Raw genomic sequence first — 26,971 nt, 5'->3', positions numbered from 1 at the left:
GCTAATTGTTAGACAGATTGCCAATTCCGAGGAGGCACCGGGTGACACGCCTGGCGGGTTCGTCCAAGCTGCTGCGCGCCATGAACGCCAGCGCCGCACTGGCCCACCTGCTGGAGCAGGACATGCTCACCCGAGCCGACCTGCGCAGGCTGACCCAGCTCTCCACCCCGACCATCTCCGACGTGCTGCGCAGACTCACCGACGCCGGCCTCGTCGCGGTCGTCGGCCACCACAGCGGACGCCCCGGCCCCAACGCGGAAATCTACGCCGTCAACCCCGACGCAGCGTACGCCGCCGCGGTATCCGTCCGCGACATCGGCGCCAGCCGCACCCCCTCGGTCGTCGCCGCCCTCTGCGACCTCACCGGCGACATCCGCGCCCGCATCGAACGGCGTATCGACTTTCTCCGCACCGACCCCCGGACAGCCCTGGTCGACGCGATAGCCGACCTGCGCACAGAGGCCGGCATCGCCGCCGAGAACATCCACCACGTCCAGCTCGCCGTCGCCGGCTCGTACGACACCCGCGCCGAAACCATCCGCCACGTCGACGTGCCGGGCTTCGCCCGCCCAGGCCTCGTCCCGGAAACGGCCGCGGCGCTCGGCACCCGCGTCGGAGTCGACAACGACGTCAACCTCGCCGCGGTCGCCGAACGCCGCCGCGGCGTCGCCGCGGACGTCGACGGCTTCGCCCTCCTCTGGCTAGGCCAGGAAGGCCTCGGCCTAGCCATCGACATCGGCGGCACCCTGATCCGCGGCGCCCGAGGCGGCGCCGGCGAGATCGGCTACATGCCCCTCTACGCCCCCGGCTCCATCCACCGCAAGGTCGACCTCCAAGACCTCCTCGGCGGCGCCGCGATCATGGCCCTCGGCCAGGACCACCGCGTACCCGGCCGCACCCCCCTCGAGATCGTCACCGCCGCCGCGACCGACCCGAACCAAGCCGCGGAATTCATCACCCACCTAGCCGACCGGATCGCGGTCGGCCTCGCCGCGGTGATCGCCGTGCTCGACCCCTCCCTGGTCGTCCTCGCCGGCCCGATCGCCCAAGCCGGCGAAGACACGCTGCTGGCCGCGGTCAGAGCCGCCCTCCGCCGGGCCGCGCCGCTGGAGAGCACCATCGCCGTCACGACCATCACCGACGACGCGGTCCTGCTCGGCGCGCTCGACGCCGGGCTCACCGCGGTTCGCGAAGGTTTGATCGCCGCGATCCGCGACAACCAGGCCTGAGGGGTCGACCACGTTCCCCCTCGCCGTCAGGCGCGGCCCTTCTGCCCTCAGCCGTAGCCTTCTGCCCTCAGCCGTAGCCTTCTGCCCTCAGCCGCAGCCTTCTGCCCCCAGCCGCAGCCTTCTGCCTTCAGCGGCGGCCTTCGGGCCGTCAGATGCGGGTCCTTGCCGCCAAGCACCGCCCTCGCCGCCAGGCGCACCCCTCGCTGTCAGGCGCGGCGAGTTAGCACCACAAGTTCCGCGCCGACGGCCACCACCATGGCCACGATCAGCGGGATCAGGCCGCCGATCACTGCGTGCAAGACCAGAAGGACGGACGACAACGCGGTCGCATACGCCGCGAGAACGAGCTTGCGAGGGGCGCGGCCGAACACCACGCCGATCGACTCCGGACGAAGCTCGCGTGACAGCCACACTGCCACTCCCGCCAGGATGATCACGCCCATCATCCCCGCCCACATGCGGGCGACACCGGAACTGGTCAGGTTCATGACCGCGCTCAAAACGGCCGCGACCAGCACGCTGTTGGCACCGATGAGCACGGCCTGGCGAACCGCGGCCGCCGTGACCCCGGAGCGGTCCAGCACCGGACCGGTCGGCAGACTCACCTCCGGACCCGGTGCGGGGAACGCCGAACCGGATCCCCAACCCGTCACGCCCGACCCTCGACCCGGCGAACGAGGCTTCTGACCAGCCGCCCCCGACCCTCGGCCCGGCGAACGCGACCCCTGACCAGCCGCGCCGAGTCCCTGACCCGTCGGACCTGACCCTTGGCCAGCCGCGCCCAACCCATCACCCGTCGAGCCTGGCCCTTGACCAGCCGCGCCCGACCCCTCAGCCGTCGAACCTTGCCCTTGACCAGCCGCGCCCGACTCCTCGCCCGTCGAATCCGGCCGTTGACCTGCCGCACCCAACCCCTCAGCCGTCGAAGCCGGCCCTTGGCCTGTCGAGCCGGACACCTGACCCGTAGAGCCGGGCACCTGACCCGTCGAGCCGGGAGCCGCGTCGCTCGGGCCGGACGGGCGAGCCGTGGAGTCGGGCGCCTGGCCCGTCGGGCCGGGCACCTGACCCGTCGAGCCGGGAGCCGCGTCGCTCGGGCCGGACGGGCGAGCCGTGGAGTCGGGCGCCTGGCCCGTCGGGCCGGGCGCCTGAGCAGCCGGGTCGGGCGCCGGTGGAAGTGTCGCCTCGTCGGCCAACTGTTCCAACGCGGCCGCCCAGCGACGCCGCTCCAGGCGGACGACCCCCACCTGATGCTGGGCGTCCCCGATCGCCGCGTCCAACTCGAGGGCTTCGCCGTACCCGCGCTGAGCCAGGTCGAACAGCCGTAGCCGAGCGGCAACCACCGCGAGGACAAGATGCGCCTCTGCCTCGCGCGGGGCGAGCCGCACGCCGTTCCAGGCCGCGTTGAGCGCCTCCTGGCCGTTCCGCGACTCGCTGAGCAGTGCGGCACCCGTACGCTGCGCGAACGCGTCCTCCGGCCAGCGGGCGAGAATGTCGGCCGCCGCTTGCGCGGCCTCTGAATACCGGCGGTCGTCAGTCAGCGCCATAGCCCTAACCACGAGCGGTTCGATCGTGCCGGGCGAGGCCGCCGCCGCCCGGTCCGCCGCCGCCAGCGCCGCCACCGCCTGCCCGGCAGCCACGTGCAGCCGGGCGAGAGTGGTCAGCAGTCCCGCGTCGTCCGGCGCCGACGCGAGGCCGGCCGCGAGCTCCCCGGCCGCCTCGTCGTAGCGGCCCAGGTCGGCAAGGAGCAAAGCCCTCTGCCGGTATTCCTCAGGCGTCGTGGGCTCGGACTGGGAGGTGGACTCGCTCGACACCTGTCGAGCGTAGGTCGTCTACCGCGATCCGCACCTCGCCGGCCCGGGCAGATAGGCGATCCGAGCGATTCCGGTTGGTCCAAACGACCTGTATCGCAGGCGCGCCGCCGCCGTTCGTGCCCGCCAGCCGGTCTAGCACCTGCCGCAGTCCCGCTCGGTCCAGACGCTGCTCGGCGCGCGGGCTGCTCGGCGCGCGGGCTGCTCGGCGCGCGGGCTGCTCGGCGCGCGGGCCGCTCGGCGCGCAAGCCGCTCAGCGTAGAAGCCGCTCGGTGCACAACCGCTCAGCGCTCAAGCCGCTCGGCGTGGAGGCAGTGCCGCGCAGTCGCGGTTGGCCGGGAGTCTCAGCGGAGTGCCAAGCGCTTACCGTCGCTGCCCGTGCGAGAGCAGCGGTTGCCGCACTTATCCGAGATCCAGCCTCGTTAGGGAACCTTGTTCTCCTATGTGGCAATGCGGCATCAAGCTCCCCGGAATGCAAGAATCGCTCCCGCAGAGCACCGTATTTGTCGCAAACATCAGCTCCTGGAACTAGCCGCGCTCAGCCGAAATAGTCCCAGATACTGCCTAGACGCCCGAGTCGACGAACGATATTGACTCCAGCGTGACGCCACACTTACCGAAGGAAACGGCGCGCCATCCGAGCCGCTGCAGCTGAGCCCTCAACGCACTCAATGACACCTGTCCGCATGCATTCCAATGCGAACAGTAATCGAGGTGATCTATCTCATTCACAATCGCTCGTGACGGGCGAAGATCGTCGTCTAGAGTTGCGGATTCCATTGCGCTAATTCGACTTCTTCCGAAGCGATTGCCCCTTGGCATAAGGATTTCGCAGAGTGCGCAAGCCGTCCACCGTCAGCCGCGCGGGTGTCGTCGGCGCCGCAACGGTAAGGCGCAGGCCAGCATGATCATCACCCTTTCCCGGGCGGGTGGGCACCACATGCGCGCTTCGTGGCGGAAAGCGGCCATCGCGGCTGTCTCAGTTCTCGCCTTGGCCGGATGCCGGCACGACAACTCGGCCGAGGCCGCGGCCGCGTCCTGCGAGCCGGGTCCAGCCGCCATCGCGCATCGCGGCGGCACCGAACGCGCCATGGAGAATACCCTCGGCGCGTTCACCGCCGCCGGTGATGCCGGCGTCAAGGTGTGGGAGATCGACGTCCACTTCGACGTTCGAGGAACACCCGTGGTCCTGCACGACGACACGGTCGACCGGGTCAGCCCGGCGAGCGGTCCCATCGCCCGGCTCGACGCCGGCGACGGCATCCCGACCGACGACGGGCAGCGCATCCCCACCCTCCGAGAGGTCTACGACCTCGCGGGCCGGCACCAGGCCCAGGTCCTTACCGAGTTCAAGACCGTGCCCACCGCCAAGCAGTGGTCGGCGGTCGCGGCTCAGATCGACGCGACGATCGGCCGTCGCGCCGTCACGCTCATGTCGTTCGACCGCGCGGTCGTCCTGGAAGCGGCCCGGCGAATTCCGGATACGCAGCTCGCCCTCGTTCACGCAACCGGCGACCTCACCCCCGAAGAGATCAAGCAGTACGGCGGCGCAATCAACAAGCACCACTCCTCGATCATCTACAGCCGCGCCAAGAAGTGGCACGACGCCGGCATCCGCGTCTACGCCTGGACCGTCGACAAGGAGACGGACTGGGAACGCCTGTCGGTCCTGCCCATCGACGGTTTCGTCACCAACCGACCCATCGAATACACGCGGTGGGCCGCTGAGCGATGCAAGTCCAAGGACTCGGCGAACTGACGCCGCCCATCGCACCGCCAGGGCCGCATCGCACCACCAGGCTGGCGAGTCCCGGCCAGCCCGGGGTCCGAAACCACGCGAACATCACCGCCGAGCCGCCACGTCTGAAACCACGCGGACGTCATCGCCAGGCCGCACGTCGCAGACCGGACGAACATCACACCGCTAAGCCGCCCCACGTCCGAAACCACGCGAACATCACCGTCAGGCCGCACGTCGGAGACCGGACGAATTCACCGCTGAGCGGGCCGGCCTCACAAATCTCAGACACGCGGAACAGGGCGGTGGCGATCGCCGCGAGCCCTCACCGCGGCCTGTTCAGAGCACGCGGAGCAGGGCGGTGGCGATCGCCGCGAGCCCCTCACCGCGACCTGTCAGGCCCAGGCCGTCGGTGGTGGTGCCGGAGACCGTGACCGGCGCGCCGACGGCCTCAGAGAGCACGCGCTGGGCCTCGTCGCGGCGTTTGCCGATCTTGGGTCGGGTGCCGATGACCTGGATTGCCACGTTGCCGATCTCGTAGCCGTGCCCGCGGACCCGACGCGCGGCCTCACTCAACAGGTCGACCCCCGCCGCACCGGCCCATCGCGGCTCGGAGGTGCCGAAGTTGCTACCAAGATCGCCAAGCCCAGCGGCGCTGAACATGGCGTCGCAGGCGGCGTGCGCGGCGACGTCGGCGTCGGAGTGCCCGGCCAGGCCGGATTCGCCGGGCCACATCAGGCCGGCGACCCAGCACACCCGGCTGGGGTCGAAGGCGTGCACGTCCGTACCGATGCCGATGCGCTGGTCCACGTCCGTCAGGCTACGCGGAGCAGCGCCTCGGCGATCACGAGGTCCAGCGGCCGGGTAATCTTCATTGCTAGCTCGGAGCCCGGTACGCAGACGACCGGCGTTCCCGCCTTCTCCACCATCCCGGCATCGTCGGTGTGGCTGATCCGCCCGGCATCGCCGGCCCGGACGACCAACCCGACGTCACTGGCTGGCCCGACCAACCCAACGTCGAGAGCTGGCCCGACCGGCCCGGCACCATCCGCATGCGCGACCAGCGTCGCATCGCCGGCAGGGCCGGCCAGCCCCGCGCTGCCGGTGCGAGCGAGCGGCCCAGCCTCGCCGACCTGAGTGAGCAACCCAGCCTCGCCGACCTGAGTGAGCAACCCAGCCTCGCCGACCTGGCTGAGCGACCCGACCTCGCCAGCGCGATCGAGCGACCCAACGTCGTCGGCGTGAGCGAGCGACCCAACGTCGTCGGCGTGAGCGAACGACCCAACGTCGCCAGCGCGAGCAGGCCGCCCCACACCGCCAGCCCCTGCAAACGGACCGACGTCGCCGGCGTCAGCAAGCGACGCGCCATCACGGGCGCGACCTACCGGCCGCGCAAGGTCGGCGTCAGCGGCTGGGGCCGGAGCCGAAGCGGGGGCCGAAGCCGGAGCCGAAGCCGGAGCCGGAGCCGAAGCCGGAGCCGGGGCCGAGCCCGGGACCGGGGCCGCGGCTTGGGCAGAGGCAGAGGCAGGGGCCCGGCGGTGCGCAGCGGCGAGGATGTCGTGTCGGAAGCCTTGGGGGGTTTGCACGCTGCGGAGGACAGAGCGGTCGACCGTGCCGAGGACGGTTTCGCCGGGGCCGACTTCCTTGATGGTGTCGACGACCGGGAGCACTGGGATCACCGCGGGATGTCCGGATCGTACGGCTGCGGCCACCGACTCGACCAGGTCGGGCGGCGTCAGCGCGCGGGCCGCGTCGTGCACGAGGACGATCTCGATGTCGACCGGCACCGCCGCGAGCATGGCGGCGACGGAGTCCTGGCGTTCGGCTCCGCCGGGGACGACCACGACCGGGGCGATCGGTTCGAGCAGGTGGCGGACGGCGGCGACCTCGGCGATGGGAGCGGCGACGACGATCATGCGTACCGAGGGGGCGGCCGCGACGCGGCGGACCGCGTGGACGAGGAGGGGTTCGCCGGCGAGTGGGCGTAGGGCCTTGGGGGCTCCTGGGCCGAGGCGGAGGCCCGAACCCGCCGCCGGAATGAGGACCGCGACGTCACCGCGAGCATTAAGCTGCGCGGTCACGTCGCGGTCCTCAGTTCGGAGATGGTGCTGAGAGGTGGTGGAAACGTCAGGCCTCGGTAAGCACCTTGTCGAGGAGGACTTCCGCCTCGTCCTTGGTGCTCTTCTCGGCGAGGGCCACCTCGCCGACGAGGATGTCGCGGGCCTTGGCGAGCATGCGCTTCTCCCCGGCCGAGAGACCACGCTCGCGCTCGCGACGCCAGAGGTCACGAACAACCTCGGCAACCTTGAGCGGGTTACCGGAGGCGAGCTTCTCGAGATTGGCCTTGTAACGCCGCGACCAGTTGGTCGGCTCCTCGGTGTGCGGTGCGCGGAGGACGTCGAAGACCTTGCCCAGGCCTTCCTCGCCGACCACTTCGCGCACGCCGACGATTTCGGCGTTCTCAGCGGGCACGCGGACCGTCAGGTCGCCCTGGGCGACCCGCAGGACGAGGTACTGCTTCTCCACGCCCTTGATCGTTCTAGTCTCGATTGCCTCGATGAGTGCGGCCCCGTGGTGGGGGTAAACAACGGTCTCGCCGACACTGAAAACCATAGGTTCGAAACCCCTTTCGCTGTGTCTAGGGTAACACGCTCAGGCAGCGATGTCCCACCCAGACGGTGACTGTTAGTGCAGCTCAGGGGCCCTGTGAGCCGTCTTTCTACCGCTTGACATGCGGGCGAAGAACTGCCTCAGTCACCCAGCGTGATGACATCGTGACCACCGGATCCAGCGAGTCGGATATTCCGGACCTGGAGTCTTTGTGAGGTCAAGCTTATCGCTAGCGACCCGAACCTCTCACTACTGGCGGTCCGCCCCCCGAGTGGGGGAGGCTGGGTGCACGGTCCCCGCAGCACGTGAGACTCTGCGGCAGAGGGGAGGGTGAGCCATGGGCAGTTTGAGCGACAACGGCGGCGGTTGGGCGGGCGACAGCGGCTCCCCCGACGGCCTGCGCGGCCTTCCTGAGGAGTGGGGCGTCGTCGTCGTCCCGGACGACCTCTCCGAGCTGTCTGACGAGGTCACGGCCGTCCGCGCGGAGCTGCACCAGTCAGAGCGGCGCACCCGCTGGCAGCGGTTCACCGACCGTTCGGGCATCCGGGTTCTGCGCCGGCTGGGCCCGGCCGGGCTGCGCGCGCCCGTACTCATCATCTCCATGGCGATCCTCGTGACGATCGCCAGCCTCTTCGCCTCCGCCTGGCCCGGGCCGACCCGGTCCCCGGCGACCCAACGCACCGCGAACACGACTGACGAGGGCCCGGAGACGCTTCCCGCCCTCGAGCTGATCGGCACGGACGGGCAACCCGTGCCGCTACGTGGTCAGCTTCCGGCCGTCATTCTGCTCACCGAGGGTTGCGACTGCGAGCGGCTCGTCGCCGAGACGATCGCGGCCGTGCAGGCCGGGATCACCATCGTGACGGTCCACGGGCCGGCGCCCGCGGTGACCACGGTCACCCCGGCAACCAACACGACGCCCCAGGCGCAGGGCAAGACCGTGCTTCAGCTTCGCGATCCAACCGGCGGGCTGCGGTCCGCCACCGACCTCAACCGCCCGGACGGCACAGCCGCGGTGCTGCTGGTCGACCGGAGCGGCGAGATCGTCCGGAAGGTCCCCCGGGCGGCCACCGTCGCCGTCTTCGAACCCGACCTGGCCCGCCTCGCCACCCGCTGACGGCGGCACCAGACGGCCCAGCGCCGGCCAGGTCAGGCGTTCCCAGACGGATCAGCGGCCCGCACAGACCGGCGGCACAGGCGGCCCGAGGCCAGACGGTCAGGCGCCAGACCCCGTCGTGCATCACTTACCGCTGAGAAGGACCGTCAGCCGCTGAGCAGGACCGTCAGTTTCCGCTGAGAAGGACCGTCAGTTTCCGCTGAGCAGAACCGTCAGTTTCCGCTGAGCAGGACCGTCAGTTTCCGCTGAGCAGGACTCCGTAGAGAGTGAGGCCGGGACCGAAGGCCAGCATGACCACATGGCCTGGGGGCTCCCGCCTGCGGCGCAGCTCCTCCAGCACCAGAAGAACCGTCGGCGAAGAGCAATTCCCGTACGCCGCCAGCACCCCGCGCGACGCCGCCAGGTCGTCGTCGGTGAGGCCGAGCCGCTCCTGCACCACGTCGAGGATCTTGGGGCCGCCGGGATGCACCGCCCACCCGTCCACGTCACCCACCGCCAGCCCGTTGCGGCGCAGCAGGTCCTCGACCAGCGCCCGTACGTGCACCGACAGCACCTGCGGGACCTGCGCCGACAGCCCCATGCGGAAGCCCAGATCGGTGACGTCCCAGGTCATGTGCCCGGCCGTGGTCGTGTCCGTGATCGCGGTGACGTCGCTGACCGCGTACCCGCTGATGGCACCCGGCGTGAGCACGACGGCGGCCGCGGCGTCGGAGAAGAGCGCGTGGGAGACGATCTGCTGAATGTCCGCGCGGCTGTCCGGCGGCTGCAGGTGCAGGCTCGTCAGCTCGGTGCAGAGCAGCAGGGCGGGACGGCCGCGGGCCGCCACGAAGTCTGCCGCCGCGCCGAGGCCGGGCAGCGCCGCGTAACAGCCCATGTGCCCCACGAACAGGCGTTGCAGTGTCGGTGACATGCCCATGTCGCGGGCCAGCAGTATGTCCAGGCCCGGGGTGGCGTATCCCGTGCAGGAGCAGACCGCGAACAGGCCGAGGTCGTCGGCCGCGACGCCGGCGTCGGTGAGGGCGCGGCCGACCGCTTCCTTGCCCAGCGGGACCGCTTCGACCTGGTAGCGGCGCATGCGGCGCTCGGTGGACCAGTCCGACACGTCCTCGAGCAGCGGGCTCACCGCGGCCTGCCGGGTGCGGACGCCGGAGTTCGCGAAGATCCGCTGGGCCAGGCCGCGACGGCCGCCCGCCGCGTAGTGCTGGGCGAAGTACCCGTCCCACAGCTCGTCCTGCACCGTCGAGGGCGGCAGCGCCACGCCGAGACCGGCGATCACTGCCTGACCGTTTCTGTTCACTTGTGCCTCCCCAGGCCGACCCCGTTGATACCCGCGTAGGCCGTTCACCAACGTGGGGCGGTGCCCTGTGAGTCCGGATCGCCGCCCAGCGCCTCGACGCCGAGCCAGTCGGCGCAGACGTCCGAGGTCGCGGGCTGCAGTGAACCTGCCCGCGCGTCCCGGTAGAGGCGTTCCAGGGGATGGCCGCGGCGCATCGCGGAGGTGCCGGCGGCTTCCAGCATCGAGGCGGCGACGTCGGCCGCGGTCGTACCCGCGATCAGCTTGGCCCGCCACACCCAGCGGTTGGTCTCGGCGTCGCCGGGCGCCGCGTCGACCCGGCGGGCGGCTTCCATGACGGTCAGGTGGGCGGCCGCGACCGCCGCGTCGGCCCGGCCGATGCGCGCGCGTACGGCCGGGAGGTGCCCCAGCTTGCGAGCGTCGACGTGCTCGACGGCGGCGTCCACGGCCGCCCGGGCGACCCCGACGTAGACGGCCGCGTAGCTGGCCACCATCCAGTGCGGAGCCAGTTGGGCGACCACGAGCGCGAGCCCTTCCACGCCGCCCAGCAGCGCGGTCTCGCCGACGGTGACATCGACGTGGACGTCGTGCGAGCCGGTGGCGCGCATGCCGAGCGCGTCCCAGGTGGGCTCGACCGTCAGCCCGTCCCCGGCCGGCACGAGAAACTGCGAGACCTGTGACGGGTCGTCGGCGTTGCGGGCCGCGACCAGGTACGCGTCGGCGTGCCCCGCGCCCGAGCAGAACGTCTTGGCGCCCTTGATGTGGTAGCCGTCGGCGGTCCTGGAATACCTGGTCGCCATCTCGGAGAGCCGCGAGCCCGCGCCGCGTTCACTCATCGCCACGGCGTACCAGCTGCCCTCGGCGGCGGCGCGCAGGTAGCGGTCGCGGGCGTCGATGGCCTCCGGCGGCAGGCCCAGGGCGTCGGCGAGTTCGTCCGTCACGCCACTGAGCGCGCCGGTGACCGAGGCGTGCATGTTGAAGACGAGGGCGGTGGCGCCGTTGCCGCGGGCCAGCTCGTAGGCGACCGCCGCATAGTCGGCGAAGCCGGCGCCCATGCCGCCGAGGCGGGACGGGACCATCAGGCCGAACAATCCCGCGCGGCGCAGGTCGGCGAAGTCCTCGACGGGGAACGCGCCGGTGCGGTCGTAGTCGGCGGCGCGAGCCGCGAACCGGGGCGCGAGCCGCCGGGCCTCGTCGGCCGTCATGCGCGCACCTGCCCGGGTCGACCCTCGCCCTGTTTGCGGCCCATCCCCTGGTAAAGCACCTGAGTGGAGCGGGTCGGCACCATCCGGCCGAGCCCGGACGCGGTGCCGGTCGGCAGCAACAGCCAGCGGAGCAGGCCCGGAAGGCTCGGGCGTACGCCGCGGACGCGTAGCCGTACGCCGTGTTTGGCGCACTGTGTCGTCAGGTCGCCGGGGTCGACGAACAGCTCCGGATCATGGATGCCGACCGGCGCGGCGCCGAACCGCTCGCCGAGGGTGATCGAGACGAACCGGCCGAGCCGGGTGGCGTTGATCGTGTCCAGCAGGAGCAGGCCGCCCGGCCGCAGCACCCGGCACAGCTCCGCCACGGTGGCCGGCAGGTCGGGCACGTGCTCGAGGATCTCCCCCGCCACGACCACGTCCGCGGACTCGTCGGCCAACGGCAGCGCGGCGACGTCGCCGACGATCGCGGCGACGCCGCGTGAGGCCGCCTGTTCCAGGCCCGAGCGACGCAGGTCCACGCCGACGTGGCGGTAGCCGAGATGTTCCACATGCGGGGCCAGCAGGCCACCGCCGCAGCCGGCGTCCACCAGGACCGCGTCGGGGCGGGCCGCGGCGGGCACGAGCGCCCCGCGCGCCACCGCCAGCCAGTGCAGCATCTCGAACCCGCCGCCCGGCCGCCACCACTCGCCGGCGAGGTCGTCGTATTGGCGGGGATCGTTACGCGCGAGGCGAGGCATGTGATCGAGCGTGGCACGTACGGGACACAACCACCACACTGCTCTCATGCCCGATCCCGTCGCTCTCCTGAGGGCGTCCCACGCCGAACCGGGTGGGGCCGTCACCCTCGCCATGACCCTGCTCGCCGTCGGCGTCGGGCATCGTGGCTGGGCGGTGGTGGGGGTCGCCGCGGCGATCGGCGCGACGCAGCTTTCGGTGGGGTGGGTCAACGACTGGCTGGACGCGGACCGGGACCGGGCCACGGGACGCCGGGACAAACCGGTGGTCTCGGGGGCGGTCTCCCGCCGTACGGTCGGGATCGCGGGGTTGATCGCCTCGCTGGCCATCCCCTTGCTGGGACTGCCGTTCGGCCTCGCCGCGACCGCCTGCGTCTCGCTCGTCGGCGTCTTCGCGCTGCTCTACGACTGGCCGCTCAAGTCCACGCCGCTGTCCGTCGTGCCCTACCTCGTGGCGTTCGGGCTGATGCCGGCGTTCGTGGTGCTCGCGCTGCCGGGTCACCCGTGGCCGCCCGCGTGGTTGGTCGCGGCGGGCGCGCTGCTCGGCGGCGGCGCGCATTTCGCCAACGTCCTGCCGGACCTGGCCGACGACGCGGCGACCGGTGTGGTGGGGCTGCCGCACCGCCTCGGCGCCGTCTGGTCTCAGGTCGCGGCCGGAGGCTTGCTGCTGGCCGCGACGCTCACGCTGGTCTTCGGGCCGCCCGGGCCGCCGTCGTGGCCGGGCATCGTGGCCGCCGCGGCCGCCGTCGTGGTCCTGCCGCTCGGTTGGTACGCGGGAAAGCAGGCACTGCGGCGAGGCACCCGTCAGGTGGCCATGTTCCGCGCGGTGATCGTGGTGGCGCTGCTCGACGTCGCATTGCTGGTCTTCAGCGGGCGTGTCGTCTGAGGGCCGGGCCGGAGATGGACGGGTCGGCGTACGCGCCGGATCTCGGCCCTCTAGGCTGATCGGCGGAGGATTCGCGATTTTCTTGGAGGACTGTGATGCGCTCGCTGGGAACCCGCCGCGCCTTCCTGGCCACGGGTGTCGCCGCCGCGGTCGCGCTCGTCGGCTCCGGCTGCAGTGCCGGTCAGGTCGCTGAGACCGCCCTCAAGAGGGCCTCCAACCCGGGTGTCAACGTCGACAGCTCCGACGGGTCCGTCGTCATCCGCAACCTCTCGGTGCAGTATTCGGGCGTCGCCGGCTACGCGGCGGGCGCCGACGCGCCTCTGGAGCTGGGCATCTACAACCAGACCAGGCAGGCCATCACCGTGCTGGTGAGCAGCCAGCCGAGCACCGACCAGGCGGGCAGCAAGGGCGTCGTCGCGGCGCGGCAGGTGGGTCTCGTCGGCGGCGGTGCCGCCAAGCCGGCCGCGCCCCCGACCGCGATCCCGGAGCCGTCGGGCAGCCGCCCGTCGGGCAACTCCGACGACCACAACGGCGAGCAGGTTCCGTCGGCGGGCCCGAACGCGCCGGCGCCCGGCCAGCCCGCCAGCGCCCCGCCGAAGGCGCCCGCCGAGCCGGCCCGCCCGGGACGCATCGAGCTCCCCCCGTTGGGCTCGGTGACCTTCCACCCGGGCGACGCGGAGCAGCTGACGGCGCTCGGCCTCACCGGCAAGCTCATGCCGGGCAACGCTCTCAACCTCGTGTTCGAGTTCAGCAACGGTGCGAAGCCTCTGGTCGTCCAGGCCCCGGTCAGCGTCCCGCTCTCGCCTGCCTCCCGGGGGCCCGCCGCCCCGGGCGAGCACGCCGAGAGTGAGGAGCAGGACAACACCCACGGGTAGTCCCGGGATTGTCACACCGCCGGGCTAGCGTGACCTCTGTGACGACTTCCCGCACCCGCTCGGAACCGCGCCCCGTCTACCAATGTGACGCGTGCGGGCACCAGCCGCCGAAATGGCTGGGGCGCTGCCCGGAGTGCAGCGAGTGGGGCTCGATCATCGAGTCCACGTTGACCGGTCCGATGGTGTCCGGCCGGGTGGTCAGCTCGCGGCTGCCGTCCGAGCCGGCGCGTCCGATCGCGACGATCAGCGCCGCCCCGGCCAAGGCCGTGCCCAGCGGCGTCAGCGAGTTGGACCGGGTCCTCGGCGGCGGCCTCGTCCCCGGGGCGGTGGTGCTGCTCGCCGGCGAGCCCGGCGTGGGCAAGTCGACGCTGCTGCTCGACGTCGCCCAGCAGTGGGCGGCGGGGGCCGGCTCCCCCTCCCTCGTGGTCAGCGGCGAGGAGTCGGTCAGCCAGGTGCGGCTGCGCGCCGAGCGGCTCGGCGCCCTGCACGACCGGCTCTACCTGGCCTCGGAGAGCGATCTCGGCGCGGTGATCGGGCACCTCGACGCGGTCAAGCCCGGCCTGCTCATCATCGACTCGGTGCAGACCATCTCGGCCCCCGGCACCGAGGGGGTGCCCGGTGGCGTCACCCAGGTGCGCGCGGTCACGGCCGCCCTGGTCAGCGTCGCGAAGGAGCGCGGCATCGCCACCGTCCTGGTCGGTCACGTCACCAAGGACGGCTCGGTCGCCGGTCCCCGCGTGCTCGAGCACCTCGTCGACGTCGTGCTGCACTTCGAGGGCGACAAGCACTCGTCGCTGCGCCTGGTGCGCGGGGTGAAGAACCGTTACGGTGCGGCCGACGAGGTGGGGTGCTTCGAGATGCACGAGAGCGGCATCGTGAGCCTCGCCGACCCCTCGGGGCTGTTCCTGACCCGATACAACGAGCCCGTGCCGGGCACCTGTGTCACAGTGGCGATGGAGGGCCGCAGGGCGATGGTGACCGAGGTGCAGGCGCTGATCGGGGCGCAGGTGCAGGGGTCGCCGCGGCGGACGGTCTCCGGACTCGACAGTGCCCGGCTGGCCATGGTGCTGGCCGTGCTCCAACGCCGGATGGAAAAGATCAAGCTCCATGACCGCGAGGTCTTCGCGGCCACGGTCGGCGGCATCCGTGTCACCGAGCCGTCGGCCGACCTGGCGATGGCCCTGGCGGTGGCGTCCGGCGCCCTCAACCTGGCGATGGCACCCCACCTCGCCGCCATCGGCGAGGTCGGGCTGACCGGCGAGGTCCGGCGGGTCGGCGCGGTGGGCCGGCGGCTCGCCGAGGCGGCTCGGCTGGGCTTCCGCTTCGCGTTGGTGCCCCCGGGCTGCGGGCCCGGCGAGGGTGACAGTCCGCCCAAGGGGATGCGCGTCGTCGAGGTGGGCGACCTGCAGACAGCGGTGCAGTGGGCCGCCCGGGCATCAGCGGAATGAGGATCTTCGTGCCGAACGCCGCGACCGAACCACAGCCCCGATCACTGAGCGTGAGCGCCGATCACGCTATGGAGCATCGGCCGAACCGAGGGTCGTTGAGCTGGATGACAGTCCGTAGAATGTACAGGTGCCGCTCGACCGCGATGCCTCGACCAACCGTCATACCCACGCGGCTGCGCCCGGCGTCAACGGATCGGCAGCCCGTCCGATGACCCCTACCGCGCCCGGCCTGACCGGCGGTGGGCTCAGCGGCGATCCGCTCCGTGCCAACCTCGCCCTGATGGCCCCCGGCACCGCGCTGCGCGATGGTCTCGAGCGCATTCTGCGCGGTCGGACCGGCGCGCTCATCGTGCTGGGCCACGACGAGGTCGTCGATCGCATCTGCACCGGCGGCTTCCCGCTCGACGTCGAGTTCTCGGCTACCCGCCTGCGTGAGCTGTGCAAGATGGATGGCGCCGTGGTGCTCTCCAGCGACGGCACCCGCATCGTCCGCGCGGCCGTGCACCTCATGCCCGACCCCGGCATCCCGTCGGAGGAGTCGGGCACCCGCCACCGCACCGCGGAACGGGTCGCCAAGCAGTCCGGCTACCCGGTGATCTCCGTCAGTCAGTCGATGCGGATCATCGGTCTCTACGTCAACGGCCAGCGCCACGTCCTGGACGACTCGGCCGCCATCCTCTCCCGCGCCAATCAGGCCCTCGCCACGCTCGAGCGATACAAGCTGCGGCTCGACGAGGTGTCGGGCACCCTGTCGGCGCTCGAGATCGAGGATCTCGTGACCGTCCGTGACGCCGTGGCGGTCGTGCAGCGTCTCGAGATGGTGCGCCGCATCGCCGACGAGATCTCCGGATATGTGGTGGAGCTCGGCACCGACGGCCGGCTGCTCGCGCTGCAACTCGACGAGCTGATGGCCGGCGTCGACTCCGACCGCACCCTGGTCATCCGCGACTACCTGCCCACCGGCCGCAAGGCACGCACCCTCGACGAGGCCCTGGTCGAGCTCGACCTGCTCACCGCGACCGAGATGATCGACCTGGTCGCGGTCGCTAAAGCGATCGGCTACGCCGGCGCCTCCGACGCGCTGGACGCGGCGGTCAGCCCCCGCGGCTTCCGGCTGCTGGCCAAGGTTCCCCGGCTGCCCGCCCAGATCGTCGAGCGGCTGGTCGACCACTTCGGCAGCCTGCAGCGCCTGCTGGGCGCCACGGTCGAGGATCTCCAGGCGGTCGAGGGCGTGGGCGACGCCCGGGCGCGCGGGGTTCGCGAGGGCCTGTCCCGCCTCGCCGAGGCGTCAATCCTCGAACGCTACGTCTGAGCCGACGGCGACCCGGCCGGGCCGCTCGACGGTGGCGAACACACCGAAGGTCATCTCGTGCCGCTCGGCCAGCACCTTGAGCAGGTCGTTGCGGCCGGCGGCGCGATCCTGCGCCATGTCGATCATCACGCAGCGGGTGAGCGGCCGGACCACCCGGAGCACGACGTCGGGGCCGAGCCTCAACCGCCGCCCGGACCAGCCGTCTTCGGAGAAGCCGCTCCCGGGCACGTCGACCAGGAAGTTGGCACGGAACCGCAGCGGGTCGACGTCGCCGCCGCCCGGCTCGCCGCCGCACATCCCGGTCAAGGCACGGAGCGCGGCCGTGGTAATCAGGCTGACCGGGCCCTCGTCGTGATGCGCGGTCGTCGTCTCCGGGACGAGCGTCACCGGTCGACCGAGCACCTCGCTGACGGCTCGGTGGCAGGCCTGGTCGTCGGCGGCGAAGCGACGGCCGTCGGGCAGCTCGACGACGGGGGCCGGCTCTCCCCCGTGGGCCCGCAGCCGGAACAGTCCCGGCATCCGTCGGAACCGGCGGGTGTTCTTGCCGCTGCCGAGCTTGCCGTCCGGGTCGCGCACCGCCCACAACCGGTCGCCCACGATGCCACGGCGATCAACCTGGACGTCCGCCACCACCTCGCCCAGCAGGGACTTCACCGGGAATCGGCGCACCTCGACGATCTTCACAAGCGTGCCCCCTACCGTTCCCGCCGGTGTTCGAGAAGTTCGCTGGTCCACGCCGTGTGACGCGCACGCAGGTCGGTAGCGGTGAGATCGGTGCGGCCGAGGCTCTGGTAGTTGGGCAACCAGCCCTCGACGGTGTGGTGGGAGTTCGTCAGCGCGAACAGGTCCCACAAGGCCAGGTTCGCCACGACCTGTCGCGCCGCTCGCTGGTAGGCGGCCAGGAAGATCTCGGCCGCCGTCGGGCCGTGCAGAAGAACGAGGTCCAGCCGGCACCAGCTCACGTCGAGGCCACGCGGTGCCCGTGACGCCCCGGACCAGTCGACGATGCCGGTGATCGTCTCCCGCTGCCACAGCACGTTGCCGGACCAGTAGTCGAAGTGCGTCAGCACCGACTCCTCGGCACGGAGACGCTCAAGGCCGGACGCCAGGACCGCCGCTCCCGGGGCACGGCCCGGGTCGGGTGACGATGCCGCCAGCATGCCGTCGCGAAGCCCGCCGAACCGATCCAGCGGCACGGCGTGAACGCGCGCCAGGGCCCGTCCCAACTGCTCCGCCGCGTCGTGCGGCGGCACCGAGGTGATGTCGGCGTGACCGGCAAGACGGGTGATCAGAACCGCGGGCTCACCGAACCGCTTTCCGAGGGCGTCGGAATCCACGAGTCGCGGCGCCCAACCCTCCAGGCCGTCGAGTGCCTTCAGGATCTCCGCTTCCCGGCCGGCTGCGGTGTCGCCGGGCGGATATCGCCGCAGCACCAGCTGGCTGGCCGGCTGCTCGGTCTCCAGCAGGTGGGTGACCGCGTGCGTGCCGCCGGCAAGACGCTCAACCACACGCGCTGACGCCTCGGGACCGGCGTTCTCAGCGGCCCAGAGAACGGCCGCGGACGGCGGACAGACCTCGATCATGGGCGCCGGGTTAGCTGGTCACGCTGTGAGGGTCAGGACCACCGGCGCGCTGACCTTGGCGCCGAGGCGACCGCGCACCTGGTACTGCCCCGCGGGTGGGGCCGTGCCCGCGGCCAGACCGGCCGAGCACTTGTTCGACTGGCGGCCGTTCCACGTCACGTTGTATTCGCGTTCGCCGTTCGGCGGGAACTCGCGGACATCCGAGCCCTTGGCGTTGCTGCACGTATCCGACGACCAGAGCTTCTGCGCGCCGGACTCGATGTACAGCTCCTGAAGATCCGCGCCGACGTCGCGCGAGCACGTACGCGCCGACACGTTCTTGATCTTCAAGCGGATCTCGATCGGGACGCCGCGCCGGGCGCTGGGGCCCGCCGGGATCGGGGTCACCGAGACCTCCGCGTCCGTGCAGGAGCCGTCGGCAGGCACGGTGACATTGGTGTCCGTTCCCGCCTGCTCGCCGTCTTCCGTGCCCGTGTCGGGCTCGCCGGCCGGGGCACCGGAGCGCAGCTCCTCGGGACTCGGCCGCGCCGGCGTGCCCGCGCCCGGAGGCACATCCTCGAAGGACGGCTCGGTCTCGGGTTTCGCGGAGGCCGGCGTCGACGCGGGGGTTTGCGAGCCGGTGGCGCGCTTGCCATCGTCGCCGCCCGAGCAGGACACGAACAGCACGATGACGCCGAGCACCAGTGCACCTAGCACCACGGCTCGACGCCGCCAGTACACGGCGGCGGGAAGGGGACCAACCGTCGTACGCATGATGGGAAGCACCGTATCGCCGTCGCGCCGCCGAGGTGGCCGCGACGCGCCGGTTATGCGACACCGGCTCGTTTACTGATCGTTAGAGATACACCTTGCGCTGGTAGACGGCGTGCGCCCCGGCCACCCGATCGAGGAAAAGTTTTCCGGCGCAGTGGTCGATCTCGTGTTGCAGGGCCCGGGCCTCGAAGGCGTCGGTGGTCAGGCGGACCGCTTCGCCCGTACCCGGAAGAACTCCCTCGACCACGACGCGGCCGGCGCGTTTCACGTCGCCGGTCAGGTCCGGCACGGACATGCATCCCTCGCGGGCCGGCCGCCAGCGGCTGGCCTCCACCACGCGGGCGTTGCACAGCACGAAGGTGCCGTGCGACGTCGCGGTCTTGGGATGCTGGGTGACGTCCACGACGAAGACCTGGGCACCCACCCCGACCTGCGGCGCGGCGAGACCCACGCAGCCGGGCGACACCCGCATGGTGGCGACCAGGTCCGCGGCCAGCTGAACGACCTGGGGGTCGGTGGGGTCCACTTCGGCTCCGGGGCGGCTCAGCACCTCGGCGGGGGCGGTGACGACCGGCAGCACCCGGCCGTCGACGCCGAGCACGTCGGGCTTCCAGTCGGCCAGCGCGTCACTCACAGGACGTCCGTTTCGGCGCGGCGCAGGGTCACGTCGACGCCCAGTTCGTCGGCCACGGTGGCGAGGCGTACGGCAAGGTCGTCGCCGATGCCCGGCGGCAGGTCCACCTCGGCGATCAGCACGTACAGCGGCCCGGTGAGCCGGGTCGTCAGGTCGGTGATGTTGCCGCCCGCCGCCGCCACCACCCGGGTGACCGCGGCGACGATGCCGAGCCGGTCCGCGCCGTGCACGCTCACCAGGTACGGCTCCCCGCCGGCGTCCGCCTCCGCCTCCGGCTCGACCGTCCGCACCGTCGCCAGCAGGCCGCTGAGCGGCTCCAGCGCCTTCTCCACGTCTCCGGCGGACGGCCCGGTGCAGATCAGCGTCATGGCGAAGTGTCCGCGCAGCCGGGTCATCGTGGAGTCGGAGAGGTTGGCCCCGACGCCGGCGAGGGCCTCGGAAACGTCGGCGATGATGCCGGTGCGGTCCTGGCCTATGACGGTGATGGCGAGCTCGTTCATCCCGGCATCTTAAGCTTGTCCGGTTATGACGCTCGCCGACTCCGCCATCCAGTGGTACGACCGCAATGCCCGCGACCTGCCCTGGCGGGTCCCCGGAACCAGCGCCTGGGCGGTGCTGGTCAGCGAGGTGATGCTGCAACAGACCCCGGTCGTGCGGGTGGAACCCGCCTGGCACGCCTGGATGACCCGCTGGCCGACGCCCGCGGACCTGGCCCAGGACCCGCCGTCCGAGGCGATCCGGATGTGGGGTCGACTGGGATATCCGCGCCGGGCCATGCGGCTGCACGCGTGCGCGGTCGCGCTCGTCGAGCGCCACGACGGGCAGGTGCCGGACGACCTCGACCAGTTGCTCGCGCTGCCGGGCGTCGGGACGTACACGGCCCGGGCGGTGGCCACCTTCGCGTACGGCCAGCGTCACCCCGTCGTGGACACGAACGTCCGCCGCGTCGTCTCCCGGGCGGTCGCCGGTGATCCGGACGCCGGCCCCGCGACCACGGCCGCCGACCTGACCGCCATGGCCGAGCTGCTGCCCGAGGACCCGGCCCGCGCCGCCCGGGCCAGCATCGCGTTCATGGAGCTCGGCGCCATCGTCTGCACCGCGCGGTCGCCGCGGTGCACCGAGTGCCCGTTCGAGCGGGTCTGCGCGTGGCGGCTCAGCGGCGCCCCGGCGCCGGCCGGGCCGACGCGTCGACCCCAGCGGTACGCGGGCACCGACCGCCAGGTCCGCGGCCTGATCCTCGAGGTGCTGCGCCATGCCACCGGGCCGGTGCCGCGGCAACGGCTCGACGTCGTCTGGGCGGACGACGTGCAGCGTGCCCGCGCCCTCGCCGGCCTGGTCACGGATGGCCTGGTGGAGCCGCTGGACTCCGACGCGGACCGCTTCGTGCTCGCCGGCGACCACCCGCCCCGCTATCCGACCATCGGGTGATATGGGCGTTCCTCGGGCAGGAGCGCCGGGTCGCGGTTCGCCGCGATCTCCCTGACCAGCGCGGTCACGTCTGTGATCGATACGGTCCAGTCGTCGACATAGCGCCCGACCGCGTCCCCGCCGATGCCGAGCTGCAACGACCGGTAGGGCAGCACTTCCAGGTGAAGTGAGCGTTCGGGGTCCCATTGCACCCGGATGTCGCTGCGCCGCAGCCGCCGCGACCACTCCTCCGGGCTCTCGCCGCTGGACGGGTCGTGGTGACTCGGGCAGGCCTGGGTGAGAGCCCAGTCGAATCCCGCACGGGTGATTTGGACGGCGAGGACGCGCTCCTGGCCGGGCTTGGTGGCCCAGCCGCAGCGGTACATCATCCACAGGAAGGACGGCTTGATCCAGGTCATCCGCTCGCGCTTGAACGGGTCCACGAACCGTCCGGCGTGCACGGCTGGACCGGCGATCTCCTCCGGGTACGCCTGGTAAACGGTGATGGTGTGCTCGTCGTACACGGCTCGGATCTGCCGCCGGGGAACTTCCATGAGCCGATGATCGAGGGTGGCGCCGAGTGCCGCGACCGAGTTATTCCCACGGAAGACGACAGAACGGCCCGGCGCGTTCCGCGCCGGGCCGTTCTGTCGTGCTCGATTACTCGTCGGCCGCAGCCGCGCCGAGGTCGGCCGGCACGGCGTCCGGGACCACGGATCCGCGGTCGGCTCCCTTGTAGGTCAACTTCGCCTTGTCGGTGTTCTCCGGGTCACCCTCGCAGTCCACCACGACGATCTGGCCGGGCCGCAGTTCGTTGAAGAGAATCTGCTCGCTGAGGGTGTCCTCCAGCTCCCGCTGGATCGTCCGGCGCAGCGGCCGGGCGCCCAGGACCGGGTCGAAGCCCTTCTTCGCCAGGTACTTCTTTGCGGTGTCGGTCAGCTCGAGGCCCATGTCCTTGTTCTTCAGCTGGCTCTCGATCCGAGCGGTGAAGATGTCGACGATCTCGAGGATCTCGTTCTGCCGCAGCTGGTGGAAGACGATCGTGTCGTCGATGCGGTTGAGGAACTCCGGGCGGAAGTGCTGCTTCAGCTCGTCGTTGACCTTGACCTTCATCCGCTCGTAGTTGGACTCCTCGGCCTCGGAGGCCTGGAAGCCCAGCGACACCGCCTTGGCCACGTCGCGCGTGCCCAGGTTGGTGGTCAGGATGATCACCGTGTTCTTGAAGTCCACGATGCGGCCCTGACCGTCGGTGAGGCGGCCGTCCTCGAGGATCTGCAGCAGCGTGTTGAAGACGTCCGGGTGGGCCTTCTCGATCTCGTCGAAGAGGACCACCGAGAACGGCTTGCGGCGGACCTTCTCGGTCAGCTGGCCGCCCTCGTCGTAGCCGACGTATCCGGGAGGCGCACCGACGAGCCGGGACACCGTGTAGCGGTCGTGGAACTCGGACATGTCGAGCTGGATCAGCGCGTCCTCGGAGCCGAAGAGGAACTCGGCGAGGGCCTTGGAGAGCTCGGTCTTACCGACACCGGACGGGCCGGCGAAGATGAACGAGCCCGACGGGCGCTTCGGGTCCTTCAGGCCGGCGCGGGTGCGCCGGATCGCCTTCGAGACCGCCCGGACCGCGTCCTCCTGGCCGATGACGCGCTTGTGGAGCTCGTCCTCCATGCGCAGCAGCCGGGAGGTCTCCTCCTCGGTGAGCTTGTAGACCGGGATGCCGGTCCAGTTGCCCAGCACCTCGGCGATCTGCTCGTCGTCGACCTCGGACACGACGTCGAGGTCGCCGGCCTTCCACTCCTTCTCCCGCTGTGCCTTCTGGCCCAGCAGCTGCTTCTCCTTGTCGCGCAGCTGCGCGGCCCGCTCGAAGTCCTGCGCGTCGATCGCGGACTCCTTGTCGCGGCGGACCTGGGCGATGCGCTCGTCGAAGTCGCGCAGGTCCGGCGGCGCGGTCATCCGGCGGATGCGCATCCGCGCACCGGCCTCGTCGATGAGGTCGATCGCCTTGTCCGGCAGGAACCGGTCGGAGATGTAGCGGTCGGCCAGCGTCGCCGCCGCCACCAGCGCGGCGTCGGTGATGCTGATCCGGTGGTGCGCCTCGTAACGGTCGCGCAGGCCCTTGAGGATCTCGATGGTGTGCGCCAGCGACGGCTCGCCCACCTGGATCGGCTGGAAGCGGCGCTCGAGCGCGGCGTCCTTCTCGAGGTGCTTGCGGTACTCGTCGAGGGTCGTCGCGCCGATCGTCTGGAGCTCACCACGCGCGAGCATGGGCTTCAGGATGGACGCCGCGTCGATCGCACCCTCGGCGGCGCCGGCGCCGACCAGGGTGTGGATCTCGTCGATGAACAGGATGATGTCGCCCCGGGTGCGGATCTCCTTGAGCACCTTTTTGAGGCGCTCCTCGAAGTCACCGCGGTAGCGGGAGCCGGCGACCAGCGCACCGAGGTCGAGCGTGTAGAGCTGCTTGTCCTTCAGCGTCTCGGGCACCTCGCCCTTGACGATGGACTGCGACAGCCCCTCGACGACCGCGGTCTTGCCGACGCCCGGCTCACCGATCAGCACCGGGTTGTTCTTGGTGCGGCGCGAGAGCACCTGCATGACGCGCTCGATTTCCTTCTCCCGGCCGATGACCGGGTCGAGCTTGCCCTCGCGGGCGGCCTGGGTCAGGTTGCGACCGAACTGGTCGAGCACCAGCGACGTCGACGGCGCGGCCTCGCCCGCCGCCGCGCCGGCCGCGGCCGGCTCCTTGCCCTGGTAGCCCGAGAGCAGCTGGATCACCTGCTGGCGGACCCGGTTGAGGTCGGCGCCGAGCTTGACCAGCACCTGGGCGGCGACGCCCTCGCCCTCACGGATCAGCCCGAGCAGGATGTGCTCCGTGCCGATGTAGTTGTGGCCGAGCTGCAGGGCCTCGCGCAGCGAGAGCTCCAGCACCTTCTTGGCCCGCGGCGTGAACGGAATGTGCCCGCTCGGCGCCTGCTGGCCCTGGCCGATGATCTCTTCAACCTGCTGCCGGACACCTTCGAGGGAGATGCCGAGGCTCTCCAGAGCCTTCGCGGCGACGCCTTCGCCCTCGTGGATCAGGCCGAGCAAGATGTGCTCTGTCCCGATGTAGTTGTGGTTGAGCATCCGGGCCTCTTCTTGGGCCAGGACGACAACCCGTCGCGCTCGGTCGGTGAACCGCTCGAACATGCCCTCGTGCTCCTCACGTGCCGTGCGCCAATGAACTGGCGGGGCCAGCGCACGGGCATCGGTGATACCCGTGCTGTAACTCTATCGCCGCCGGGTGACTCTGCTGGGCCCTCGAGCCCTCTAGGGACGTCCTGCGCCGATGATTTCCCCAACTTCGCACGCTCAACGGCTGTTCCCTACCCCTGCGGAGTACGCGCACAGCGAAATCCAATGCGCGATCATCGGCAGCGACGGCCCCGTCCACAGCCTGTGGACAACGCCGTACACCCCTGTGGATAACTTACGCACGCCAGGCGCGGTAGGAGTGAAAAGCAGCAGGGTCCGCAGCGCCGAAGCGCTACGAACCCTGTGGAAGCCGTATCCGGGCGAGCGGCCGAGGCCCGGAGGCCGCACCCGGCACAGTCCAGCCCGGAGCAGTGAGCCTTAGCGGCCCGGACCCTTGGCGTGGAACTCGTCCACGATCTCCTGCGGGATGCGACCCCGGTCGGAGATGTCCTTGCCGTTCTTCTTGGCCCACTCCCGGATGGCCTTGTTCTGCTCCCGGTCGGCGGTCGCGCCGCCCCGGCCCCGGGCAGCCCGGCCCCCCACGACCACCCCGCCGCGGGCGACCTTCGATCCAGCGGCGACGTACTGCGCGAAGACGTCCCGCAATTTCGTCGCGTTCTTGTCGGACAGGTCGATCTCATACTGAATGCCGTCGAGGGCGAACTTCACGGTCTCGTCGGCATCACCACCGTCGAGATCGTCGACCAGCTTGTGAATGATCTGCTTGGCCACGCGCCGTTATCCTTCCGAACACAGGTTCTGGAGACAATGCCCTGCGGAGAACAATAACGCTAAGCCCGCGTGTTCCGTCAATGCGGGCCTCGATATCGACTTCACCGCACGCCCCATCGAACGCCAGTGTTTCGTGAATGCTCCGCTCTGCGCGCGCCATCTCCAGCGAGGTCGATTCCCCATTCCGCGGCAGGCACTGGCGGCCGATTCCCACTGAGGACCCACGGAAATCGTCCGGATGTTTGGCTTACGCGGAGCGCGGCCGCCGCCGACGCCTGGCGGGCAGGAGGCGGGCGGTGCGCAGCAAAGCCTCATATGTGCCGGGCGCGGAAGTCACAGAGGGTACCCGCAGGACCGCGAAAGTAGACGGCCGCCGCACCGCACCCGCTCCCGTTCACGATGCGCGTTCCCAGCCGGCGAAATCGTCACGGCCTCCCGACCCCCCGACGAAGCCCGTCCGCCATGCCGCAGGTAGAGGAATTGCAACGATGATCAACCGAGCGGTCGCCGAACGCCGAAAAGATAGAGATCCGTGAACAACGCGTCGCTGTGCGTCACAAACCACCGCCGGAGCATCTGTCGGCGACTGCAATTAATGCGACAGCGACCCGTCTCACCGAGTAACCGGCCGAGCGATCCGGACGATCAGCGCGATCGCGGTCGGAACACCCGATCAGCCAACATTGCGCTCATAGACCATGCGCAGCCCGATCAGAGTGATCATGGGCTCGAACGCGGTGATGGTCCGACACTCGTCCTTCACCAGCCACGCCAGCCCGCCCGTGGCAATGACCGACCGGATGCCGCCCAGCTCGGCCGTCATCAGCTCCACGATGCGGTCCACCTGCCCGGCCACGCCGTAGTAAAGCCCGGACTGCAGGCATTCGACCGTGTTCTTCCCAATGACCGACCGCGGCTTGGTCGGCTCCACCTTGCGCAACTGCGCCGCCCGCGCGGCCAGCGCGTCGAACGAGATCTCGATCCCAGGCGCGAAGGCCCCACCGAGGAACTCACCCTTGGCGCTGATCACATCGAAGTTGGTGGTGGTGCCGAAGTCCACGACAATCGACGGCCCGCCGTACAGCGCATGCGCGGCCAGGGTGTTGACCACCCGGTCCGCGCCGACCTCCTTGGGATTGTCGATCGCGAGCTGCACGCCGGTCTTCACGCCCGGCTCCACGATCACATTCGGCAGCTCGCCGTAATACCGCCCCAGCATCGTCCGCAACGACCGCAACGCGGCGGGCACGGTCGAACAGGCCGCCACCCCGGTGATCTCCACGGCATCGCCGGCCAACAGCCCACGAAACATCAGCCCAAGCTCGTCGGCGGTCGACCGGGCATCGGTCTTGATCCGCCAGCTGTGCACGAGCTTGTCGCCGTCGAAGGTGGCGAGAACCGTGTTGGTGTTGCCGATGTCGATGCAGAGAAGCACGATCAAAACCTTAACTTCCCGGGTACGGACGTTGGCGTCCGCAACCGCAACACCGTCCCCCACCCGCACACCAGACCCAAGACCGGGGCCCGCGACCCCGCTGCCGGGCCCCTGCTTCGTGCCACCCGGCCAGGAAATTCGCGCAGCCGCCCACCTCGCCCTGCCGGGCCGCCGCTTCGTGCCACCCCGCCAGGAAATTCGCGCAGCCGCCCACCTCGCCCTGCCGGGCCGCCGCTTCGTGCCACCCCGCCAGGAAATTCGCGCAGCCGCCCACCTCGCCTCCCTCAAGGCCCACCCCCGGCCCCGAAACCGCTCGGCCCGCAGCCGCACGCACGCCGGCAGTGCCTCGCGCGGAGCGCGGCCCCTCCCGCCAAATCACGGCCCGCCGCGAGCCACGCTCAACGCCAAGGCCCACGCCCCGCAGGAATGAGCCACCCGGACGCCGCGCCCGCCCACCAAGCCGCAGTCCGACCATCAGCCACGTCGCCCGCCGCCACCCGTCAGGCTTCTCCGCCCCGTAGGCGCCGCCTGTCGGACACTCCGCCCCTTTGCCCCGCCCGCTCACCGCCGAGGCCCCAGCGCGCCCGTCGCGGGCTCTAGCGCGCCCATCGCACGTCCAGGCTGCCCGTCACGCCCAGCCCGCGAGCCGTGCCCGGCTGCCCGTCACCCCCAGCGCGCCCGTCGCGGCCCGCGCGCACCCAGCGCCTAGCGCCGTCACGCCCAACGCGCCCGCCGCGGCCCGCGCATGCCCAGCTCGCCCGTCGCAGGCCTCCCGCGCGTCCGTCGCGCTTAGCTGCCGTCACGCCCAGCGCGCCGGTCGCGGCCCTCGCACTCCCAGCGTGCCCGTCGCGGCCCTCGCACTCCCAGCGTGCCCGTCGCGGCCCTCGCACTCCCAGCGTGCCCGTCGCGGCCCTCGCACTCCCAGCGTGCCCGTCGCGGCCCT

Annotated in this window: 23 protein-coding genes and 2 pseudogenes; 8 read left to right on the top strand and 17 right to left on the bottom strand. The window is 71.0% G+C overall.

Translation table 11 applies throughout. The annotated features are described in order from the left end of the window. Nucleotides 1-41: 41 nt before the first annotated feature. Nucleotides 42-1,229, top strand: coding sequence for an ROK family transcriptional regulator (locus AB0M36_RS27435; RefSeq protein WP_364162711.1), 1,188 nt, complete (start codon nt 42-44; stop codon nt 1,227-1,229). 206 nt (nt 1,230-1,435) lie between these two features. Here the strand turns inward: AB0M36_RS27435 and AB0M36_RS27430 are convergent, their stop codons facing one another. After that, nucleotides 1,436-3,040 carry a hypothetical protein gene (locus AB0M36_RS27430; RefSeq protein ID WP_364162708.1) on the bottom strand — a complete coding sequence of 535 codons (1,605 nt, stop codon included), beginning with the start codon at nt 3,038-3,040 and terminating at the stop codon, nt 1,436-1,438. Between the two features lie 901 nt (nt 3,041-3,941). Here AB0M36_RS27430 and AB0M36_RS27425 point away from each other — a divergent pair. After that, complete coding sequence (locus AB0M36_RS27425; protein WP_364162705.1) at nt 3,942-4,796, top strand: glycerophosphodiester phosphodiesterase; 855 nt, start codon at nt 3,942-3,944, stop codon at nt 4,794-4,796. Between the two features lie 318 nt (nt 4,797-5,114). On the opposite strand, the gene ispF is transcribed toward AB0M36_RS27425, so the two are convergent. The 4 genes and pseudogenes from ispF to AB0M36_RS27405 all read right to left on the bottom strand — a co-directional run bounded on the left by ispF (nt 5,115) and on the right by AB0M36_RS27405 (nt 7,388). Beyond that, complete coding sequence (ispF, locus tag AB0M36_RS27420; RefSeq protein WP_364162702.1) at nt 5,115-5,585, bottom strand: 2-C-methyl-D-erythritol 2,4-cyclodiphosphate synthase; 471 nt, start codon at nt 5,583-5,585, stop codon at nt 5,115-5,117. Nucleotides 5,586-5,590: 5 nt separating this feature from the next. After that, nucleotides 5,591-5,719, bottom strand: a pseudogene (locus AB0M36_RS27415) (2-C-methyl-D-erythritol 4-phosphate cytidylyltransferase); the annotation flags it as partial. 585 nt (nt 5,720-6,304) lie between these two features. Beyond that, nucleotides 6,305-6,856: pseudogene (locus AB0M36_RS27410) on the bottom strand (2-C-methyl-D-erythritol 4-phosphate cytidylyltransferase); the annotation flags it as partial. Between the two features lie 46 nt (nt 6,857-6,902). Beyond that, nucleotides 6,903-7,388 carry a CarD family transcriptional regulator gene (locus tag AB0M36_RS27405; protein WP_041832964.1) on the bottom strand — a complete coding sequence of 162 codons (486 nt, stop codon included), beginning with the start codon at nt 7,386-7,388 and terminating at the stop codon, nt 6,903-6,905. Nucleotides 7,389-7,722: 334 nt separating this feature from the next. Between AB0M36_RS27405 and AB0M36_RS27400 the strand changes: the two genes are divergently transcribed. After that, the gene (locus tag AB0M36_RS27400) at nt 7,723-8,502 is read left to right on the top strand and encodes a hypothetical protein (protein WP_364162699.1); all 780 of its coding nucleotides are present in this window, start codon (nt 7,723-7,725) and stop codon (nt 8,500-8,502) included. Nucleotides 8,503-8,737: 235 nt separating this feature from the next. On the opposite strand, the gene AB0M36_RS27395 is transcribed toward AB0M36_RS27400, so the two are convergent. The 3 genes from AB0M36_RS27395 to AB0M36_RS27385 are packed head-to-tail and all read right to left on the bottom strand — an operon-like array spanning nt 8,738 to nt 11,738. Beyond that, on the bottom strand, nt 8,738-9,799 hold the full coding sequence (locus AB0M36_RS27395; RefSeq protein WP_364162697.1) for a type III polyketide synthase: 1,062 nt from the start codon (nt 9,797-9,799) through the stop codon (nt 8,738-8,740). A gap of 44 nt (nt 9,800-9,843) precedes the next feature. Further along, nucleotides 9,844-11,001: an acyl-CoA dehydrogenase family protein gene (locus AB0M36_RS27390; RefSeq protein WP_364162695.1), complete on the bottom strand. Its 1,158-nt coding sequence runs from the start codon at nt 10,999-11,001 to the stop codon at nt 9,844-9,846. Continuing rightward, a complete protein-coding gene (locus tag AB0M36_RS27385; protein ID WP_364162692.1) occupies nt 10,998-11,738 on the bottom strand; it encodes a methyltransferase domain-containing protein in 741 nt (246 codons plus the stop codon). The genes AB0M36_RS27390 and AB0M36_RS27385 overlap by 4 nt, the downstream gene beginning before the upstream one ends. Before the next feature lie 46 nt (nt 11,739-11,784). On the opposite strand from AB0M36_RS27385, the gene AB0M36_RS27380 reads away from it, so the two are divergent. The 4 genes from AB0M36_RS27380 to disA all read left to right on the top strand — a co-directional run bounded on the left by AB0M36_RS27380 (nt 11,785) and on the right by disA (nt 16,256). Continuing rightward, a complete protein-coding gene (locus tag AB0M36_RS27380) occupies nt 11,785-12,621 on the top strand; it encodes a UbiA family prenyltransferase (protein ID WP_364162689.1) in 837 nt (278 codons plus the stop codon). Nucleotides 12,622-12,716: 95 nt separating this feature from the next. Then, complete coding sequence (locus AB0M36_RS27375) at nt 12,717-13,496, top strand: hypothetical protein (RefSeq protein WP_364162687.1); 780 nt, start codon at nt 12,717-12,719, stop codon at nt 13,494-13,496. 38 nt (nt 13,497-13,534) lie between these two features. Further along, on the top strand, nt 13,535-14,944 hold the full coding sequence (radA, locus tag AB0M36_RS27370) for a DNA repair protein RadA (protein WP_364162684.1): 1,410 nt from the start codon (nt 13,535-13,537) through the stop codon (nt 14,942-14,944). A 208-nt stretch (nt 14,945-15,152) separates the two neighbouring features. Beyond that, on the top strand, nt 15,153-16,256 hold the full coding sequence (gene disA, locus AB0M36_RS27365) for a DNA integrity scanning diadenylate cyclase DisA (RefSeq protein ID WP_364162681.1): 1,104 nt from the start codon (nt 15,153-15,155) through the stop codon (nt 16,254-16,256). Here the strand turns inward: disA and AB0M36_RS27360 are convergent. From AB0M36_RS27360 to AB0M36_RS27340, 5 genes are all read right to left on the bottom strand, one after another. Beyond that, entirely contained in the window at nt 16,233-16,940 is a 708-nt protein-coding gene (locus AB0M36_RS27360; RefSeq protein WP_364162678.1) for an MOSC domain-containing protein, read from the bottom strand. The two genes, disA and AB0M36_RS27360, sit on opposite strands and share 24 nt — an antisense overlap. An 11-nt stretch (nt 16,941-16,951) precedes the next feature. Beyond that, on the bottom strand, nt 16,952-17,764 hold the full coding sequence (locus AB0M36_RS27355) for a phosphotransferase (protein WP_364162675.1): 813 nt from the start codon (nt 17,762-17,764) through the stop codon (nt 16,952-16,954). A gap of 93 nt (nt 17,765-17,857) precedes the next feature. Beyond that, a complete protein-coding gene (locus tag AB0M36_RS27350; RefSeq protein WP_364162672.1) occupies nt 17,858-18,592 on the bottom strand; it encodes an adhesin in 735 nt (244 codons plus the stop codon). A gap of 82 nt (nt 18,593-18,674) precedes the next feature. Continuing rightward, on the bottom strand, nt 18,675-19,226 hold the full coding sequence (locus tag AB0M36_RS27345; protein ID WP_364162669.1) for a peptide deformylase: 552 nt from the start codon (nt 19,224-19,226) through the stop codon (nt 18,675-18,677). After that, the gene (locus tag AB0M36_RS27340) at nt 19,223-19,726 is read right to left on the bottom strand and encodes an ACT domain-containing protein (RefSeq protein WP_364162666.1); all 504 of its coding nucleotides are present in this window, start codon (nt 19,724-19,726) and stop codon (nt 19,223-19,225) included. The genes AB0M36_RS27345 and AB0M36_RS27340 overlap by 4 nt, the downstream gene beginning before the upstream one ends. A gap of 25 nt (nt 19,727-19,751) precedes the next feature. On the opposite strand from AB0M36_RS27340, the gene AB0M36_RS27335 reads away from it, so the two are divergent. Next, nucleotides 19,752-20,654 carry an A/G-specific adenine glycosylase gene (locus AB0M36_RS27335; RefSeq protein WP_364162663.1) on the top strand — a complete coding sequence of 301 codons (903 nt, stop codon included), beginning with the start codon at nt 19,752-19,754 and terminating at the stop codon, nt 20,652-20,654. Here AB0M36_RS27335 and AB0M36_RS27330 read toward each other — a convergent pair. The 4 genes from AB0M36_RS27330 to AB0M36_RS27315 form a co-directional block, all read right to left on the bottom strand. Then, nucleotides 20,636-21,187: a DUF4291 domain-containing protein gene (locus AB0M36_RS27330; RefSeq protein ID WP_364162660.1), complete on the bottom strand. Its 552-nt coding sequence runs from the start codon at nt 21,185-21,187 to the stop codon at nt 20,636-20,638. The genes AB0M36_RS27335 and AB0M36_RS27330 overlap by 19 nt on opposite strands. 106 nt (nt 21,188-21,293) lie before the next feature. Continuing rightward, nucleotides 21,294-23,816, bottom strand: a complete 2,523-nt coding sequence (locus tag AB0M36_RS27325; protein ID WP_364162658.1) for an ATP-dependent Clp protease ATP-binding subunit — start codon at nt 23,814-23,816, stop codon at nt 21,294-21,296. Between the two features lie 423 nt (nt 23,817-24,239). Continuing rightward, complete coding sequence (locus AB0M36_RS27320) at nt 24,240-24,593, bottom strand: Lsr2 family protein (protein ID WP_364162656.1); 354 nt, start codon at nt 24,591-24,593, stop codon at nt 24,240-24,242. A 673-nt stretch (nt 24,594-25,266) separates the two neighbouring features. After that, nucleotides 25,267-26,028 (bottom strand): type III pantothenate kinase, encoded by a 762-nt coding sequence (locus AB0M36_RS27315; protein WP_364162653.1) that lies wholly within the window; start codon nt 26,026-26,028, stop codon nt 25,267-25,269. Nucleotides 26,029-26,971 lie beyond the last annotated feature (943 nt).

This window comes from Actinoplanes sp. NPDC051346, assembly GCF_040682215.1.
Lineage (GTDB): Bacteria > Actinomycetota > Actinomycetes > Mycobacteriales > Micromonosporaceae > Actinoplanes.
Note: the sequence above shows the minus strand (reverse complement) of the source record. Positions and strands in the feature narration are given on the sequence as shown.